15 protein-coding genes and 1 pseudogene are annotated in these 17,490 nt (G+C 65.5%); 8 read left to right on the plus strand and 8 right to left on the minus strand.

Annotation, left to right across the window (positions count from 1 at the left end; all coding sequences use genetic code 11):
* Positions 1–84 precede the first annotated feature (84 nt).
* The 7 genes from ACSFA8_RS25850 (at position 85) to ACSFA8_RS25880 (ending at position 7,174) form a co-directional block, all read left to right on the plus strand.
* Complete coding sequence (locus ACSFA8_RS25850; RefSeq protein WP_435482315.1) at positions 85–1,743, plus strand: phospholipid carrier-dependent glycosyltransferase; 1,659 nt, start codon at positions 85–87, stop codon at positions 1,741–1,743.
* Positions 1,740–2,129 (plus strand): SMR family transporter, encoded by a 390-nt coding sequence (locus tag ACSFA8_RS25855; RefSeq protein WP_435482316.1) that lies wholly within the window; start codon positions 1,740–1,742, stop codon positions 2,127–2,129. Before ACSFA8_RS25850 ends, ACSFA8_RS25855 begins: the two co-directional genes overlap by 4 nt.
* Positions 2,126–3,262 (plus strand): DegT/DnrJ/EryC1/StrS family aminotransferase, encoded by a 1,137-nt coding sequence (locus ACSFA8_RS25860; RefSeq protein ID WP_435482317.1) that lies wholly within the window; start codon positions 2,126–2,128, stop codon positions 3,260–3,262. The genes ACSFA8_RS25855 and ACSFA8_RS25860 overlap by 4 nt, the downstream gene beginning before the upstream one ends.
* Positions 3,259–4,245: a glycosyltransferase gene (locus ACSFA8_RS25865; RefSeq protein ID WP_435482318.1), complete on the plus strand. Its 987-nt coding sequence runs from the start codon at positions 3,259–3,261 to the stop codon at positions 4,243–4,245. The genes ACSFA8_RS25860 and ACSFA8_RS25865 overlap by 4 nt, the downstream gene beginning before the upstream one ends.
* Positions 4,242–5,180, plus strand: a complete 939-nt coding sequence (locus ACSFA8_RS25870; protein ID WP_435482319.1) for a formyltransferase — start codon at positions 4,242–4,244, stop codon at positions 5,178–5,180. The genes ACSFA8_RS25865 and ACSFA8_RS25870 overlap by 4 nt, the downstream gene beginning before the upstream one ends.
* Positions 5,181–5,216: 36 nt before the next feature.
* Positions 5,217–6,260 (plus strand): bifunctional UDP-4-keto-pentose/UDP-xylose synthase, encoded by a 1,044-nt coding sequence (locus tag ACSFA8_RS25875; protein ID WP_435482320.1) that lies wholly within the window; start codon positions 5,217–5,219, stop codon positions 6,258–6,260.
* A 107-nt stretch (positions 6,261–6,367) separates the two neighbouring features.
* The gene (locus tag ACSFA8_RS25880) at positions 6,368–7,174 is read left to right on the plus strand and encodes a polysaccharide deacetylase family protein (protein WP_435482321.1); all 807 of its coding nucleotides are present in this window, start codon (positions 6,368–6,370) and stop codon (positions 7,172–7,174) included.
* A 6-nt stretch (positions 7,175–7,180) separates the two neighbouring features.
* Here the strand turns inward: ACSFA8_RS25880 and ACSFA8_RS25885 are convergent, their stop codons facing one another.
* Both ACSFA8_RS25885 and ACSFA8_RS25890 read right to left on the minus strand, forming a co-directional pair.
* Positions 7,181–8,446: an O-antigen ligase family protein gene (locus tag ACSFA8_RS25885; RefSeq protein ID WP_435482322.1), complete on the minus strand. Its 1,266-nt coding sequence runs from the start codon at positions 8,444–8,446 to the stop codon at positions 7,181–7,183.
* Between the two features lie 309 nt (positions 8,447–8,755).
* Positions 8,756–9,151, minus strand: coding sequence for an ArdC-like ssDNA-binding domain-containing protein (locus ACSFA8_RS25890; RefSeq protein ID WP_435482323.1), 396 nt, complete (start codon positions 9,149–9,151; stop codon positions 8,756–8,758).
* 88 nt (positions 9,152–9,239) lie between these two features.
* Here ACSFA8_RS25890 and ACSFA8_RS25895 point away from each other — a divergent pair.
* Positions 9,240–9,875: pseudogene (locus ACSFA8_RS25895) on the plus strand (IS110 family RNA-guided transposase); the annotation flags it as partial.
* 283 nt (positions 9,876–10,158) lie between these two features.
* Here the strand turns inward: ACSFA8_RS25895 and ACSFA8_RS25900 are convergent.
* The 6 genes from ACSFA8_RS25900 to ACSFA8_RS25925 form a co-directional block, all read right to left on the minus strand.
* The gene (locus ACSFA8_RS25900; RefSeq protein WP_435482324.1) at positions 10,159–11,334 is read right to left on the minus strand and encodes an alpha-hydroxy acid oxidase; all 1,176 of its coding nucleotides are present in this window, start codon (positions 11,332–11,334) and stop codon (positions 10,159–10,161) included.
* 4 nt (positions 11,335–11,338) lie between these two features.
* Positions 11,339–12,232 carry an SMP-30/gluconolactonase/LRE family protein gene (locus tag ACSFA8_RS25905; protein ID WP_435482325.1) on the minus strand — a complete coding sequence of 298 codons (894 nt, stop codon included), beginning with the start codon at positions 12,230–12,232 and terminating at the stop codon, positions 11,339–11,341.
* A gap of 38 nt (positions 12,233–12,270) precedes the next feature.
* Positions 12,271–13,182: a Bug family tripartite tricarboxylate transporter substrate binding protein gene (locus ACSFA8_RS25910; RefSeq protein WP_435482326.1), complete on the minus strand. Its 912-nt coding sequence runs from the start codon at positions 13,180–13,182 to the stop codon at positions 12,271–12,273.
* Positions 13,183–13,284: 102 nt separating this feature from the next.
* On the minus strand, positions 13,285–14,913 hold the full coding sequence (locus ACSFA8_RS25915) for a thiamine pyrophosphate-binding protein (RefSeq protein WP_435482327.1): 1,629 nt from the start codon (positions 14,911–14,913) through the stop codon (positions 13,285–13,287).
* A gap of 5 nt (positions 14,914–14,918) precedes the next feature.
* Positions 14,919–16,409 (minus strand): aldehyde dehydrogenase, encoded by a 1,491-nt coding sequence (locus tag ACSFA8_RS25920; RefSeq protein ID WP_435482328.1) that lies wholly within the window; start codon positions 16,407–16,409, stop codon positions 14,919–14,921.
* 80 nt (positions 16,410–16,489) lie between these two features.
* Entirely contained in the window at positions 16,490–17,446 is a 957-nt protein-coding gene (locus tag ACSFA8_RS25925) for a Bug family tripartite tricarboxylate transporter substrate binding protein (protein WP_435482329.1), read from the minus strand.
* Positions 17,447–17,490 lie beyond the last annotated feature (44 nt).

Genomic DNA, 17,490 nt, shown 5'->3' on the forward strand with positions numbered 1-17,490 from the left:
CAGCCAATCGCCGGGTGCTCGCGTCAAGGCGCCCTGGCATCACGAATCCACGCACTGTGTCACCAACCGAGATCTATCTGCCGCATGCCTGTGTCTCAAGATAGCCGGGAGCGCATTCCGCTCCTGCTCGTCGGCGTGGCCATGGTCTTGTGCCTGCTCGTCTGGTTCATCGGCCTGGGTACACGATCGCTGATCAGTCCGGACGAAGGTCGCTATGCCACGCTCGCGCTCGAGATGGCGCGCAGCGGCGACTGGGTGAGTCCGCGGCTCAACGGGATCCTATATTTCGAGAAGCCGGCGTTGCAGTACTGGATCGGTGCAATGGCTTTCGGTGCGCTCGGCATTTCCGAGTTCACCGCGCGTCTCTGGCCGGCCTTGTCAGGCTTTCTCACGATCGTCCTGGTCGGCGCGACCGCGGCGCGCCTCTGGGGCAGAACCAGTGGATTGCAGGCCGCAGCCGTGACCGGCTCGATGACGTGGATCGTCGGAAACAGCCACTACCTGACGCTCGACGCGGGCCTGACCTTCTTCCTGACCGGTGCGCTGTGTGCGTTCCTGCTGGCGAGCAGCGAAACCGGCAGGCGAGGGGCGCGGCGCTGGATGCTCGCGGCCTGGATCGCCATGGCTGGTGCAGTTCTGAGCAAAGGCTTGGTAGGCATTGTGATCCCCGGCGCCGTGCTGGTTATTGTGAGCTTATGGCGCCGGCGCTTCGGTCTCTGGCGACCCGCGTTCTGGTGGCCATCGATCGTGCTGTTCCTCGTCGTCGCGGCGCCGTGGTTCGTGCTGGCCTCTGCGCGCAATCCGGCCTTTGCTCAGTTCTTCTTCATTCACGAACACTTCAGCCGGTTTCTCACCGACGTGCACAAGCGTGAAGGAGCAATCTGGTACTACGTGCCCCTGCTGCTCGGCGGGATGCTGCCCTGGACGGGCGCGCTGCCCTGGATTGCGCGACGTGTGCCGACCGGCCCGGCGCCATGGGGCATCCAGACCCGCGATACCTTGCTCGCCTGGTGTGCATTCGTGTTCGTGTTCTTCAGCATATCCAGTTCGAAGCTGCCGTCCTACATCCTTCCGATGTTCCCTGCTTTGGCGCTTCTCGTGGTGATGCAGTTGCGCGAGGCGCTCTCCGCCACCTTGCGGCGCCACCTCGCCCTGCCCGCCATTGCCTGGCTTCTGATCGTGCTCGCATCCACGCAGGCGAGTCGGCTTGCGTCCCACACCACGCCAGTGGAAGTCGTCGCGCCGATCGCGAGCGCCGCGCGGCTCGGGGCTGCAGCCGCACTGGCCGCAGCGGCGTTGGCCTGGTGGTGGTTGGGGCGAGGCCGCACGACGCTGGCGGTGCTGGCCTTGGCGTTCGGGCACGCGCTGGCAGTCATCCTTGTGCTGAACTCGCACGACGGTTTCGGCCGCATGAAGAGCGCAGAACCGATCGCCGCTGCCGTGGCGCCGCTGATTGACGTCGACACGCCCGTCTTCGCGGTGCAGTCATACGACCAGACGTTGCCGTTCTACTTCCGCCGTGACGTCATCCTGGTGGACTACCGTGACGAGTTCGCGCTCGGGCAGCGCCTCGAACCCGGCAGGTCGATCGATTCGCTCGATGTGTTCGAGGCGCGGTGGCGCTCGCTGCCGCGTGCCGTCGCTTACATGAACAAGGCCACCTGGGTTGCACTTCGCGCGCATGACCTGCCCATGAAAACCGTCTTCGAAGACGCCCGGCGTGTCGTCGTCATGAAGCCATGAAGTTCTTTGATTTCGTACTGATTTTGACCGGCGTGCTGCTCAATGCGGGCGCGCAGCTCCTGCTCAAGGCCGGCGCGATGAGCGTCGGGCCCATCTCTCTGGTTTCCAGCGGAGCCGCGCTGTGGCGAACCGGTCTGTCATTGGCACAGCACCCTTCGATTCTGGGGGGGCTTGCGTTGTATGCGATCAGCGTCGCAGTCTGGATTGTCGCGCTCTCGCGGGTCGACGTGAGCATCGCCTATCCTATGCTGTCGATCGGGTACGTGGTGAGCGCTTTGGTAGCTTGGGGCCTGTTCCATGAGGCCGTGACCGCACAACGCTGGATCGGCATGGGCGTCATCCTTATCGGCGTGACGCTGGTCGCCCGCAGCGGAAGCGCCGCATGACGGCAGCGGAATACCTGCCCTTCGCTCGGCCTTCTATCGACGAGCAGACGATCGACGAGGTCGCTGCGGTGCTGCGCTCGGGCTGGCTCACCACCGGACCGAAGTGTGCGGCGCTGGAGGCTGCGCTGTCCGCGCGGTTCGCGGGGCGGCACGTCCGGCTCGTGAATTCAGCGACCGCTGCGCTCGAACTTGCGCTTCGGCTGTGCAACGTGGGTCCGGGCGACGAGGTGATCACGACGCCGCTGAGCTGGGTCGCGACCGCCAATGTCGTTTTGGCCATTGGGGCGACGCCGGTGTTCGTCGACGCCGATCCCGTCACGCGCAACATCGATCTCGACCGGATAGAAGCCGCGATCACGCCGCGCACCCGCGCCTTGATGCCGGTCGATCTTGCAGGGCTGCCGGTTGATCGAGATCGGCTGTACGAGATTGCCCAGCGGCGCGGGCTTCGCGTCGTCGAGGATGCCGCCCAGTCGCTCGGGTCGTGCTGGAAGGGGCGTCCTATCGGGAGCTTCGGCGACCTGGTGTCCTTCAGCTTTCATGCCAACAAGAACATGACAACGTCGGAGGGTGGGTGCCTGGTTCTCGCCGACGACCGCGAGGCGCAGCGTTTCGAGCGTCTGCGGCTGCAGGGCGTGATCCGCCTGCCCAACGGGGGCATGGACGTGGAGGCTTGGGGCGGCAAGGCCAACATGACTGACGTGGCGGCGGCCATCGGCCTGGGGCAACTGCGGCAGGTCGATGCCTTCGGACAGCGACGCAAGGCGCTGGCAGCGCGCTACTTCGCCCGCTGGAACCCGGCGCTGGGCTTTGAGCTGCCGCCGCGCGACGACGAGGGTCACGGCAACTGGCACCTGTTCCAGCCCCTGCTGCCGGCGCGGCTCGCGGGACGGCGTGGCGATTTCATCGCCGCCATGCGCGGCGCCGGCGTCGGCGTCGGCGTCCATTACCCGGCCATGCATCTCTTCTCGATGTTCAACGCGAGGGGCCTGCGCGAAGGCGATTTTCCAGTCGCGGAAGATATCGGGCGGCGCACCTTGACCCTGCCGCTCTTTCCCGGCATGTCGGATCAAGACGTGGAGCGCGTCTGCAGGGCGACGGAAAATGCTGTGGCGACACTGGAGCGGTCATGAAGGCAGATCTGGATCCGGCCCTCGCCCGTGTTGCGCAACCCGAGTTGAGCGTGATCGTTCCGGTCTACAACGAGGAGGCTGGACTGGACGCGCTGTTCGCGCGCCTCTACCGGGCGCTCGACGCGCTGGCCGTGCGCTACGAGGTGATCTTCATCGACGACGGCAGCAAGGATCGATCCGCGGCCCTGCTTGCGGCGCAGTTCAACCAGCGCCCGGGCATCACGCGGGTCGTGATCCTGAACGGCAACTTCGGCCAGCACAAGGCCATCCTGGCCGGCTTCGAACGGTGTCGCGGCGAGTGCATCCTGACCATCGACGCCGATCTCCAGAATCCGCCTGAAGACATCGGCCTCCTGCTCGACGCCTTCAGGCAAGGCCATGACTGCATCGGCACCATCCGCAAGAATCGGCAAGACGCCGCCTGGCGACGCTGGGCCTCGCGCGCGATGAACCATCTGCGCCACCGCATCACAGGCATTGTGATGACCGATCACGGATCGATGATGCGCGCCTACAGCCGGCGCGTGGTGCAGCTCATCAACCAGTGCGCGGAAATGAACACGTTCATTCCGGCCCTGGCCTACCAGTTCGCACGCAATCCGGCCGAAGTGGTCGTCAATCACGAGGCGCGTTTCGCCGGTGAATCGAAGTACTCGCTTTACAAACTGATCCGACTCAACTTCGATCTGGTCACGGGCTTTTCCTTGGTGCCCCTGCAGGCCTTCTCGATGCTCGGCATCGTGGTGTCGCTGCTGTCGGGAATGCTGTTCCTGGTACTCGCGGGGCGGCGCATCTTCCTCGGTCCCGAAGAGGGTGGCGTGTTCACCCTGTTTTCGCTGCTGTTCCTGCTCGTCGGCCTGGCGTTGTTCGGCATCGGACTGCTGGGGGAATACATCGGGCGGATCTACCAGGAGGTGCGCGCGCGGCCGCGCTACGTGGTGAATGCGGTGCTGGAGAAGGCGCCGGAAAAGGACGCGGCATGACCCCAAAAGCCATCGTCTTTGCCTACCACGACGTGGGCGTGCGCTGCCTTCAGGTGCTCCTCGATTCGGGTGTCGAGATTCCCCTTGTCGTCACGCATCGCGATGCGCCCGGCGAGACCATCTGGTTTCGCAGCGTGGCGTCGCTCGCGGCGGAGCACGGACTGCATTGCGTGTCGCCCGACGATCCGCACACCGACACGCTGCTCGACGAAGCCCGTGCCTGCCGCCCCGACTTCCTCTTTTCGTTCTACTACCGGCGGATGCTTGGCCAGACTTGGCTGGACGTGCCCGCGCGGGGTGCCTTCAACATGCACGGCTCGCTGCTGCCCGAATTCCGGGGGCGGGCACCGGTGAACTGGGCCATCCTGCACGGCGCGCGGCAGACCGGCGCCACCCTGCACCGAATGAATGCCAAGCCGGACAATGGCGCGATCGTCGACCAGTGTGCGGTGCCGATCCTGGGCGACGACACCGCAATTGAAGTCTTTGCCAAGGTCTCGGTGGCCGCAGAGATCGTGCTGGCACGCGCCCTGCCCTCGCTGGTCGACGGCACCGCACCGGAGGTGCCACAGGATCTCCAACGCGGCGGCTACTTCGGCGGCCGCCGGCCGGAGGACGGCCGGATTCCCTCGGATGCGCCTGCCGCGCAGATTCATGACTGGGTGCGCGCGCTTGCGCCGCCGTTCCCGGGCGCTTTCCTGGAACTCGGCGGCGCTCGCCTCGTCGTGGAACGAACGTTGCGCAGCGATGCCGCGCTGCATGCGCCGGGCACCGGACTTCGTCTGGTAGCCGACCATGGCGCACTCTGGCTGCTTGCAGCGGATGGCCGCCTGCTGCGCGTGTTGTCGGCGCACTGGGCCGACGGCCGCATCCGGCTGGATTCCCATTCTTTCGCAAGCCGGTTTCCCGCCCGTTGGGTTGCGGCGGATCGTTGAGGCAATACCCCCATTCATTCACCACGTGCAACTCCCGTGCTCAAAATTCTCATCCTCGGCGTCAACGGTTTTATCGGCCATCACCTGACCCGGCACATCATCGAGCGGACCGGCTGGGAGGTCTATGGCATGGACATGCAGACGGATCGCGTCGCGCCGTGGATGGGCCATCCGCGCTTCCACTTCTTCGAGGGCGACATCACCATAAACAAGGAGTGGATCGAATACCACGTCAAGAAGTGCGACGTGGTGTTGCCGCTCGTGGCGATCGCCACGCCCTCGGCCTACGTACGTGAGCCGCTGCGCGTGTTCGAGCTCGACTTCGAAGCCAATCTTCCGATCGTCCGGCAATGCCTCAAGTACCGCAGGCGAGTGGTTTTCCCGTCCACGAGCGAGGTGTACGGCATGTGCGACGACGCGCTCTTCGATGCGGAGACCTCGAATCTCGTCTATGGCCCCATTAACAAGCCCCGATGGATCTACGCGACCGCGAAGCAGTTGATGGACCGGGTCATCCATGCCTACGGACAACAGGACGGACTGCGCTACACCCTTTTCAGGCCGTTCAACTGGATCGGTCCTGGCTTGGACAGTCTCCATTCGCCCAAGGAAGGGTCGAGCCGCGTCATCACGCAGTTTCTTGGACATATCGTGCGCGGCGAACCGATCCGGTTGGTGGATGGCGGCCGGCAGCAGCGCGCTTTCACCTATGTCGATGACGGCATCTCGGCATTGGTCGCGATCATCGCGAACGCGGGCGGCGTGGCGGATCGCAAGATCTACAACATCGGCAACCCTGCCAACAACCATGCCATCCGGGATCTTGCGGAAATGATGTTGACCTTGGGCCGGTCGCTCCCGGAATACCGAGACGCTGCCGAAAGAGTCGAGTTGATCGACGTCAGCGCGCACGACTATTACGGTGGGGGCTACCAGGACGTGGTGCATCGGGTGCCCGACATCCGGCCCGCGATGCACGACCTCGACTGGCGCCCTCGCGTGGGCATGAAGGAGGCCCTGCGTTCGCTGTTCGACTATTACCGCGACGAGGCCGCAGCCGCTGCAGACCTCGTTCTGTAGGCGGCCCCGGGATGGCACGAATTGCATTGAAGGTCGATGTCGACACGTGGCGCGGTACGCGCGTAGGCGTCCCAGCGCTCGCGTCTGCGCTGCGATCCGCCGGAGCCATGGCGACGTTTCTTTTCAGCCTGGGCCCGGATCACACGGGGCGGGCGATTGCGCGCGTGTTCCGGCCTGGTTTTCTCGAAAAGGTTCAGCGAACCTCGGTAGTCTCGCACTACGGCATCAGAACCTTGCTTTACGGAACGCTGCTTCCCGGCCCCGATATTGGGGAGCGAGAGGCGGGTCGCCTGCGACTGGTGCAGGAATCGGGCTTCGAAGTCGGCATCCATTGTTGGGATCACGTGCGCTGGCAGGATCGGCTTATGCAAAGGGACGATGCGTGGGCGCTGCGCGAAATGGCCAAGGCCGCAGAACGCTTCCGTGAGGTATTCGGCAAGCCACCCAGGGTGCATGGCGCGGCGGGCTGGCAATTCCACGAGGGGGTGGCGCGCGCGGAGTCTGCGCTGGGCATCACGCTCGCGTCCGACACGCGCGGTTCCTGCCCGTTCCAGCCCATCGGGCCGAACGGTGCGGACATCGGGCCGGTGCAACTGCCGACCACACTACCGACCTTGGACGAACTGATCGGGCGCGATGGCTGGACCGAAGCGAACGTGCACCAGTCAATGCTCGCGAGGACGCGCGAACTCGTGACCGATCAGGTGTTTACCCTGCATGCCGAACTCGAGGGAATGCAATTTGCCGGTGTCCTGCAGCACATGTTTGAGGGCTGGCAGCGACAGGGCCACACGCTCGTAAGCCTGAGCAAGCTCATGGACGGCATCGATCGTCGCGCGCTGCCACGGAGGCGGATCGTCCAGGGCAACGTTCCAGGACGCTCGGGCCTGCTCGCGATCCAAGGCGGGGTCTGAGCTTCGCTAGCGAATCGCGCGCGGAATCCAAGCGGCGGGCACGATGCGCGCCCAGGTCTGCGCCGGCGCGCTCGCCAGTCGCAGGTAGAGCATTGCGATCCAGGGCAGGCTGAGCCCGATCGCCGCGTCCCGCAAGGCCGAGTTGACCAGCGTGGCCGCAAACAGGACGAGCATCGCGGCCCATGCCAATCGACCCTCGACGGTGGGGTTGAACCAGCTGAGCGCGAGCGCAACAATCATGATCGCCAGCAAGGTCGCCAAACCCGGGAATCCCGTCTCGGCACCGAGCCAGAGAAAGTCGTCGTGCGGCATGCTGTAGTCGTGCAACAGGGCCGGGCTGCGGCGGTGCCATTCGGGCGTCCAACTCCCGAGGCCGTTGCCAGCCAATGGCTGATCCATCAGCATCGATGCGGTTTCGCGGTACATGAAATACCGAACGACCCAACTGCCCTCGGACACGGTTCCAGCATTCGCGGCCGCGACCTCCTGGATGCCGAGTCTGAACTTGTCGCCGAGGGACGGCGTGCTCCAGAACGCCGCCGCGGCCAGCAGCAGCGCCGCGCCCATCGCCAACCCCGCCGTGCGCACACTGCCCCGCCATTGGTGAACGCAGGCACCGAGGATCGCGAGCAGCAAGGCCAGCACAGATGTCCGCGAAGGCAGCGCGAATGTCACCGCTACCCCCGCGCCGAGGACGATCGCGCCCGCAGTCGCCAGTCGCGCCCATCGGCGCGGTGCGGCTCGCAGGCCGACCAGGCCCCACGTGGCGGCCGTCGCGCCGACGAGCGCCAGCAGGAGCGCATTGTTGATGGACTTGTTGCCCTTCATGACCGCGACGTTGTGCCAGGCGTGAAGGTCGGGTATCGCGACCGTGTGGGTAAGCGCGATGACCAGCGCCGCGCCCAAAGCCGCCAGCAGAAACCCGCGAATGCCCCACACGGCTTCCTCGACCGACAGCAACAACGGCATGGCCAAGGTCAGGACGATCCGGGCGTCATGCCAAAGACTGAGCCCTGTCTCCTCATGGTGCGGTCGAATCAGCAGAACGATCAACACCCATGCAGCCAGTGCCAGCAATGGCCACCACAGCGCGTGCGCGCGCAGCCGTTCGGCCCTTTCACGCCAGCCGCCGGACAACGCGAGAGAACCGAGCAACACGCCGATCCCGAGATAGTTGAGGCCGACCGGCATGAAGACGACGAATCCCCACAAAAATGCCGCGATCTGTACGGCCTTGCGGTCATCAGGTACTGGCTGAGAGGGCACGGGCATTGAGCAGTATTGAAGGTGAAGGTCGAGGCGAGAGCTTACAGAGCATCGAAGGCCAGTGTTTGATAAATCTCATTGCACGCAGGCGAGCTCCTCGGTGCAATGGAAGGCCTCCGATCGCACGCGCTGAAGGCCCCTTCGCAGCGCACGCAGTCTCGGAGCGCTGGACTTGAGAGCAGTTGTCGCTACATTGCCATAGCAACATCGAGCCGGATTAAACACCTGTACTTGACCGTCAGGCCAATGGAGAAGGTTCCGAACTGCAGATAGTTTCGCGAAGAAGGCCCCCACGCCGAGACTAAACGCCGCGTATCACCACCGCCCCCAAAAGTGAGCAATCTCGGCAGCTTGGTCTGTTTGAGGAAGCGCTTGTTTGAGTCTAGGAGGACGCCGTTGCGAATTTTGATCGGCTAAACGCTGCTGAACACACTGCTTACACCAGTCGCCTTCTGGGTCGATCGCCGCATCCCAGAGCAGCAGCACATTGGCCCCGCGGTACGGCGCGCCGGTCTTGCCGTTGCGTGGCATGCCGCGCGAGGCCGCCCTTGTCCAGCGGGCCCGGAACACGTTGCCGCCCTGCGCGAGCATCGCGATGATGCGATCCGTGATGACCTGCCGCACGTCGACGCGGCCACCACCTGATCCCATTGCGTTCCTGCCTTTGCCAGCACCTGCTTTGGGTGAGTCCTCGGGGAATGAAAGGGACATCCCGTCCCAGTTGACCAGCGTGTTTGATGCGGCGGCAACCAGGTGGAATGATGGGTTTCTTCATCAACCGACTCGAAAGGGGATGCCCGTGACCGTCATTACCGTTGGAATCGACTTGGCAAAGAATGTCTTCGCTGTGCATGGCGTCAATGAGACGGGCAAGCCCGAACTCGTCCGTCCGGATGTCAAGCGCGCCAAGCTGCTTGAACTCATTGCCAGCCTCCCGCCGTGCCTGATCGGCATGGAAACCTGCTCAGGCTCACACCACTGGGCACGCGAGTTTCAGAAGTTTGGGCACACGGTGCGCATCATGGCGCCGAAGTTCGTGGCACCGTATCGCATGGGTGGCAAGCACGGCAAGAACGACGCGGTTGATGCGGCTGCAATCTGTGAGGCCGTGACGCGGCCCAACATGCGGTTCGTGCCGATCAAGACCCTCGAGCAGCAAGGCAAGCTGTTTGTGCACAGGGCGCACCAAGACTATGTCGTCGAGCGCACCGCGGTCATCAATCGCATCCGTGGTCTGCTTAGCGAACTGGGCATCGTCCTTCCCCTGACGTTTAAGGCATTTCACCGGGGCGTGCATGAAGCACTGGAAGGCCTGCCGGGTTATTGCAACCACGTCATCGGCGAGCTGATGAACGAACTCGAGCGCCCATGCCATTCGCTACACCGCGCAGACGGGCAAGTTGATGCCGCTGCACGTGACCACCACCGGGCGCGCCCTGCTTTCGCAGATGACCGCCGAGGACCGTGCGACCATCCTGCGCAAGGCCGAGTTCAAGCGCTACACGGCAACGACGCTCATGACGGCGGATGCGGTCGAGCACGAAGTCGAGGCCTCGCGCAAGCTGGGCTGGTTCGAGGGGCGCGGCGAGTTCACGAACGGCCTCGGCGGTGTCACGCTGCCCCTTTGCCTGCCCACCCTGCGTTCGCGGTGCTGGTGGCCGGTCCGATGATGAGGATCGAGCATCGGATCGCCGAGTTCGTCCGCATCACGCAGGACGCTATTGCACGGCAACTGTCGGCGTGACCGACGGGTTCCAGAGGTAGCGCGGGCCGAGATCGGTGACGACCGGGCATCCGATCTGGCCGAGCGTCAAGTCCAGCTCGCCGTGCAGGATGTCCAGCGCCCGCTGCGCCCCTTCGGCTCCGAAGGCCGCCAGCCCATAGGCTGCGGCGCGGCCTGCAAAACACATCTTGGCGCCGAGGCTGAGCGCCACTGCGATGTCGGATCCGCGACGGATGCCACTGTCGAACATGACGACCAGCTTCTCGCCGACCTCGGCAACGACCTCGGGCAGCGCATCGATCGCCGCGACGCTGCGGTCCAGCTGCCGCCCGCCGTGGTTCGACACGATCACGCCGTCCACGCCGGCCGCGGCCGCAAGGCTGGCGTCCTCTGCGGTCAGGATGCCCTTGAGCACCAGCTTGCCTTGCCACTGCGCGCGCAGCCGCTCGATCAGCGCCCATCGATGCGGCGTCGGCACCTGCGAGGCGTAGAAGGCGGTCAGGTCGCGCGGGCTGATGGCCGGCGGCGCATAAGGAAGAAAGTTGTGCATCACCGGAAGGCCGTGGCGCAGATAGCGCACGACCCATGCGGGATGCTTCAGCGACTCCAGAACGATGCCCGCCGTCGGCTTGTACGGCCTCACCCAGCCGCTGCGGATGTTCCGCTCGCGCTTGGAATGCAGCGGCACGTCCACCGTGACGACGAGCGTCCGGATGCCGGCCGCGCTCGCGCGCTTCAGCAAATCCCGCTCGATCTCCGGATCCTTGCAGGGGTAGAACTGCAGCCAACTGTCGGGGCAGCGGCGCGCGACGTCTTCGATCGAGCCGTTGCTCGCGCCCGAGAGCACGAAGGGCACGCCGGCCTTGGCGGCCGCCTCGGCGAGCACCAGATCGCCGCCATGCCGGATCATGCCGAGCATGCCCATCGGCCCGATGCCCATGGGCGACGCGTAGCTGCGGCCGAAGATCGTCACCTGCTGCGACCGCGCAGAGATATCGACGAGGTAGCGCGGCCGCAGCTTGCGCTGGCGGATACGCGTCGAGTTCTCGGACAGGCACTCCTCGTCGTCCGCGCCGCCTTCGAGGTAGTCGTAGATCACGCGCGGCAGGTAGGCGCGGGCCTTCGCCTGCAGGTCGCCGATGCTCAGGCACTTATCTGCTTTGGCTGCCATGGCGTCAGGAAGAAGTCCGTTGGGCCTGCGTGGGCGCGCCGGCTGTGTCGACATCGGCCACCAGCACCTGCGCGCCGGCGGTGACGAAGAGGCGTTTGCGGTCGCGGCCACCGTAGGCGCAATTCGTCGTCATCCGGCTCCGGGGCGCGTCCAGCCGCAAGGCGGGCTGGCCGACCTCGTCGAAGATCCACACGGATCCGAGCCCGACATGGCACACGGCAATGCCGCCCGCAGCATCGAGCGCGAGCCCGTCCGGACCGCCACCGCCCGACAGCTGGATGTACGTGCCGACCTTGGTGACCAATCCGTGCTGCTTCACGAGCGGCACGCGCCAGATAGCGTTGGCCCGCGTCGCTGCCACGAACAGGACGTCTTCGTGCAGATTGAGCACCAGGCCGTTCGGGCTGGGCACGTTGGACAGCAGGCAGTCGAGGCGGCCATCGGCAGTCAGCCGGTAGACCTTGCCCGTGGGGTCGTGCAGACCCGTCTGCCCCTGGTCGGTGAAATAGAGATCGCCGGTCGAGGAGAAGGTCAGGTCGTTGACGCCCTTGAAGCGCTGGACGAGCGCGCGGTCCAGGTGCGGCTCGACCTTGCCCGTGGCGGGATCAAAGACCATGATGCCGTTCTTGTTGTCGCAGATGAAAGCTCGGCCATCCGCGTGAAAGTCGAGTCCGTTCGGCTCTCCGTCGTACTCGAGCTCGCAGCTCATCTGCCCGGCCGGATCGATCTTGAAAAGCCGCCCCCAAGGAATGTCGACCACCCACAGGTTGCCGTGTGCATCGAAGGACGGCCCCTCCAGAAAGGCCGGTGTCTCGGCCCCGTGCAGTTGCACGTTCACCCACGTCGACGGCCTGTCGCGGACATGGAACTTCTCGGGGACCTCTGCAAAGACTTCCAAAGTCTTTCGGGGTGGCGGTGAATACATCGCGTCTCCTCTCAATCCATCCTGATGCCGAGGTCTTTGGCCAGCGGCCCCATGTAGGTACTCTCGGACTTGATCAGCGTTTTGAAATCCTCGGTACCGAGCCACATGGGCTCCAGGCCAAGGCTTGCCATGCGCTCCTTGAGATCAGGCATCGCCAGAACCGCCTGCAGGTCGGCAGCGATCTTTTTCTGAATCTCCACAGGCAGGCCAGCGGGCGCGAGAACGCCGTGCCACACGGGGGTCTCCGAGTTCTTGAGTCCGATTTCAGCCAAGGTGGGTACGTCGGGCAGGAGGGAGATCCGTTTGGGGCTGTTGGTTGCCAGCGCGCGCAGTTTCCCGGACTTCAGGAATGGAGGGTAAGCCGGCACACCATCGAGTCCCACCTGAATCTCGCTGGACAGCAGCCCCTTGGTGACGTCTGCCCCACTCTTGTAGGGTACATAGGTGATCTTCAAGTCAGCGTCCCGAATGAAGCGCTCGACGCCCAGCTGAATGCCCACATTGCCGCTGCCGATCGTCACCGCGCCAGGGTGCGCCTTCGCATAGGTGATGAATTCCGCCATGGTCTTCGCGGGCAGCGATTCGTTGGCCACGAAGATGAGCGGTACGGAGGCGATCACGCTGATGGGCGTGAAGTCCCGCGTCACGTCGTACGGAAGCTTCGAGAACGTGAACTGATTGAGTGTCAGCGTGGAGTTGATGGCCTGGAACAGTGTGTATCCATCCGGTGCTGCGCGAGCTGATTCGACCGCAGCGATGGCGGTGTTCGCGCCAGGCTTGTTGTCGACCACGACCTGCTGGCCCCAGCGGTCGCTCAGCTTCTGCGCAATGTTGCGCGCGGTCGCATCGGCCGTGCCGCCTGCGGCAAAGGGCACGATCCAGCGGACCGGGCGCGTCGGCCACTGCACGGGCTGGGCCTGCACGGAAAGAACGGCGGCGCCGAGCAGCGCCGCCAGCCAAATGCGAAATCTCGTCTTCATGGTGTCTCCTTGGTTGATTGTTCTCTTCGACGCGAACCGGGGGACCTATCCCCGGAGCGCCTTGGCCTGGGCGCGGTAGCCCGAGGGATCGACCTGCACGTCGATGAGGCATGGCCCATCGGTCTGAAGGGCGGATGCCAGGGCCTGTTCGTACGCCTCGGCCGTGCGCGCGGTAAATGCGGTCATGCCGAAGCCACGCGCGACGCTGGCAAAGTCCGCACTCGGCCAGGCGACGCCGGCTTCGGCCATGTTGCGGTTGCGCTGCTTGAGCGCTATGAGCGACAGCGCGCTGTCATTGAAGACGATCACGCAGAGCCTCGCACCGTACTGGGCGGCGGTCGCGAGTTCGCCCGCGCACATCATCAGACCGCCGTCGCCGGTGAAGGCGATGGTCGGAACGTCCGGCGTGTTCAGCGCACGCGCGATGCCCGCAGGCAACGCGAAAGCCATGGTGGCGAGCCCGTTCGAGATCAGCGCACTGCCGGGCGAACGCGCGCGCCAGAAGGCCATGGCCGAGAACATGTGCGCGCCGGCATCCACGGTGATGCACGCACCCGTGGGCCCTGCGGCGGCCAGCGCAATTTCCACGACCTGGGTCGACGTCAGCCCGGGGCCTCCGCCGGGGTAGTCCAGGCGTGCGCTCATGTCATGCTTGAACGACGCGATCTCCTCGTCAGGCCAATCCGACGCGCCACAGATCGGGAGCAGCGACTCGATGCCGGAAGCCAAGGGTCCGTAGCGTCCGGCTGCCGCTTCGACGTAGTGAACCGGATGCCGCACCAGCGCGATGTCGATCACGGGCGCGGTGTACGGCCAGGGGCGTCCGATGAGTTCCACCGGGTCCAGCCCGCACAGCACGATCAGGTCTGCGGCGGCAATGCATTCGCCCTCGGCCGCACCGCCGGTGAAATGGCCGACCACCCATTCGACCTCGTCGCTGACGATTCCCTTGGCCTTGTAGGTGGTGAGCACCGGGCAACGCAGCCGCTGCGCGAGCGCGAGGACCTGCGCCGGCGCGCCTTCGTCGCGCGCCTCGAGGCCCACGAGCAGCACCGGTCGCTTCGCAGTGCGGAGCAATGCGGGTGCGTCACCGACAACGGTGGTCGTCAATGCGCGGGACGCCGCTTCGTCGGTGAAACGGTTCCGGACTTCGGTGGCGGCCACCTGACGGCGGGCGTTCTCGCCGGTCAGCTCGATGTGCACCGGACCCCACGGCGCCGAAAGCATCGCGGTCACCAGCGCTTCGAGCTCGGTTGCGGGATCGTCGGATTCCAGACCGGAACTCGCCTTCACCACCGGTGCCGACATGGCTCGCTGGTCGAAGACCTGGTGCGTGTCGAAGGCCCGCTGGCGGGTCGTCCAACCATCGCTGATGAACAGTACCGGCGCGCGGTCCAGCGAGGCATGGGCCACGCCATTCATCCCGCTGGCGGTACCGGGCCCTTGCGTCGTGATCGCCACGCCGAAGCCGTTGCGGATCTCGGCATCGGCCGCGGCCATCAGCACCGCAGCGGTCTCGGTCCGGCACAGCCGGAACGCGATGCCTTCGCGGGCCAAGGCCTCGATCAAGTCGAGCGAGCTGCCGCCGCCGGGCACGCCGAAAGCATTCTTCACGCCGTGCCGCACGCAGGCCCGCGCAATGACCTCCGCCACCGTGATGTACAACGTCGTCATGCCGTTCAGACCTTCAACACGAAGGGGTCCTGAATCTCGTCGCTCAGCTCGCACCAGACGCTCTTCGTCTGCAGAAACTGGTCGACCGCTTCCATGCCGTTGACCCGGCCGATGCCGCTGTCCTTGTAGCCGCCGAAGGGCGAGTTGAAGGCCATCGCGCGGTAGGTGTTGACCCAGACCGTGCCGGCCTGCAACCGCTTGGCCATGGTGTGTGCGCGGCGCAGATCGCGCGTCCACACGCCCGCCGCGAGGCCGAACTTGGTGTTGTTGGCCAGCGCCACCACCTCGTCGTCGTCGCGGAAGGGCGTCACCGCGAGCACGGGGCCGAACACCTCTTCGTGCATCAGCGGGTTGTCGGCCTTCAACCGATGGAGGATGGTGGGCTCGAAGAAGAAGCCCTTCTCCAGACCGGACACGCTGGCACGGCGCCCGCCGTAGAGCACCTCGGCACCGGCATTCACGGCCTTCGCCACCATGGCCTCGTTCTTCTGCAGTTGTACCGACGTAGCCGCCGGGCCCATCTGCGTGTCGCCCAGCAACGGGTCACCCAGCTTGATGGCCCTGGCGCGCTGCGCGACGCGCTCCACGACCTGGTCGTAGAGGCTCTCGTGCACGTAGGCGCGCGACCCTGCGATGCAGGTCTGGCCGGCCGCGGCGAAGATCCCCGACAACAGGCCGACCACGGCGTTGTCGACCGAGGCATCGGCGAACACGATGTTGGGGCTCTTGCCGCCGAGCTCCAGCGTGCAGCTGGCCAGGCGCGCACCGGCACGCGACGCGATCGCGCGGCCCGCGCCGTCGCTGCCAGTGAAGCAGATCTTGGCAACCATCGGATGGTCGACCAGCGCTTCGCCGGCACTGCGCGCACCGGTCACCACGTTCAGCACGCCTGGTGGAATGCCGGCGTCTTCGGCCAAGCGGGCCAGCTCGAAGGCCGAGGCCGAGGTCACCTCGGACGGCTTCAGCACCAGCGTGTTGCCGGCCGCCAACGCCGGCGCGCAACTCATGATGGTGAGGAAGGTCGGCGAGTTCCAGGGCACGATCACGCCCACCACGCCCAGCGGCTCGCGCAGCGTGTAGTTCAGGACACTCTGCCGCTCCAGCGGCACGACGCGGCCTTCGATCTTGTCGGCCAGGCCTCCGAAGTAGTAGAGCCACTCCTTGGCGACGTTGGCCTGGGCCCGCATCTCGGCGAGCAACTTGCCGTTCTGGCTCGTCTCGAGCTGGGCGATTACCTCCGCCCGGCCTGCGATCTTCTCGCCCCAGGCCATCAGCAGCCGGCCGCGGCGCGTGGCGGACAGCTTGCCCCACGGACCGGACAACGCCTCGTGCGCGGCCTGCACCGCCGCGTTCACGTCGTCTGCATCGGAGTCGGCAAAGCTTCCCCACTCGACGCCCGTTGTCGGGTTGATGCTCGCGAAGCGGCGGCTGCTGCGGGCTGGCATGGCGCGGCCACCGATGTGATTGTCGAATGCGTGGCCAGCGTCTGTGGTCATGGACATATCTCTGTCTCTCCTGCAAGTTGTTGCTGCTTGTCGAACGCGCGCCCCATCGGCGCGGATCGCTCGTTCCTGGATCACTCTGGCTTGATGCCCGCGCCCTGCACGGCGGCGCCCCACGCGCGCTGCTGCGTGGCCACGAGCTCGGAAAGTTCCTTCGGACTGCTGGGCCGAACCTCCAGGCCCATGGCAGCCATGCGTTGCCTGACCTCCGGACTGGCAAGAACCTTCGTCAACGCGGTGTTAAGTTTGTTCACGACATCGGGGGGCGTGCCGGCCGGGGCGAGCAGACCGCCCCAGTTGGAAAAGTTGAAGCCAGGAAAGGCCTCCCCCACGGCAGCGAGTTCAGGCAGCACCGGCGAGCGCTCGTCCGCCATCACGCCGATGGCGCGCACTCGCCCACCTTCGACGAAGGAGCGCGCGGAGCCCCAGTCGGTGAACAGGAAGTCGACCCGCCCTGCCGCCAGGTCGGTCACCGCATCGGGAGAGCTCTTGTACGAGACCTCCGCGGCATCGAGCTGGGCCAGGCGCTTGAAATGCGCGGCGCCCACCCGCCCGGACGCGTTGCCATAGCCGTAGAACGCCGGGCCTTTCTTGCGCAGGTGTGCGACCAGCTCCGCGGGCGTCTTCGCCGGCGAGTTCGCATTCACCAGCAGCACGAAGGTGTAGGTATTGAGGCCGCCGACGGCGGTGAAGTCCTTGACCGGGTCGTACGGCAGGTTCTTGGTGAGGAAGGTGCTCGTCGAATGCGTGGACGGGCTCCCCATGCCCAGCGTGTAGCCATCGGCTGGCGCCCTGGCGAGCGCCACCGTGGCGATCTGGCCCAACGCGCCGACCTTGTTCTCGATGACGATCGGGGTGTTGAGTTCGGCCTGAAGGTACTGGCCGATCAGCCGCGCGAGGATGTCGCCGCCGCTGCCGGGACCGAAGGCCACGATGATCTTTATAGGCTTCGACGGATAGATGTCGGCCTGCGCCGGCCCCGCGGCGATCACCAGAAGGCCCAGAAGGAAGGCACGAAAAAGCTTGCGCATGGGGTCTCATTCGCTTGCCGGAGCCTGCCGATGCCACAGGCCGC

The sequence above is a fragment of the Variovorax nitratireducens genome, assembly GCF_051216545.1.
In the GTDB taxonomy this organism is placed as follows: domain Bacteria; phylum Pseudomonadota; class Gammaproteobacteria; order Burkholderiales; family Burkholderiaceae_C; genus Variovorax.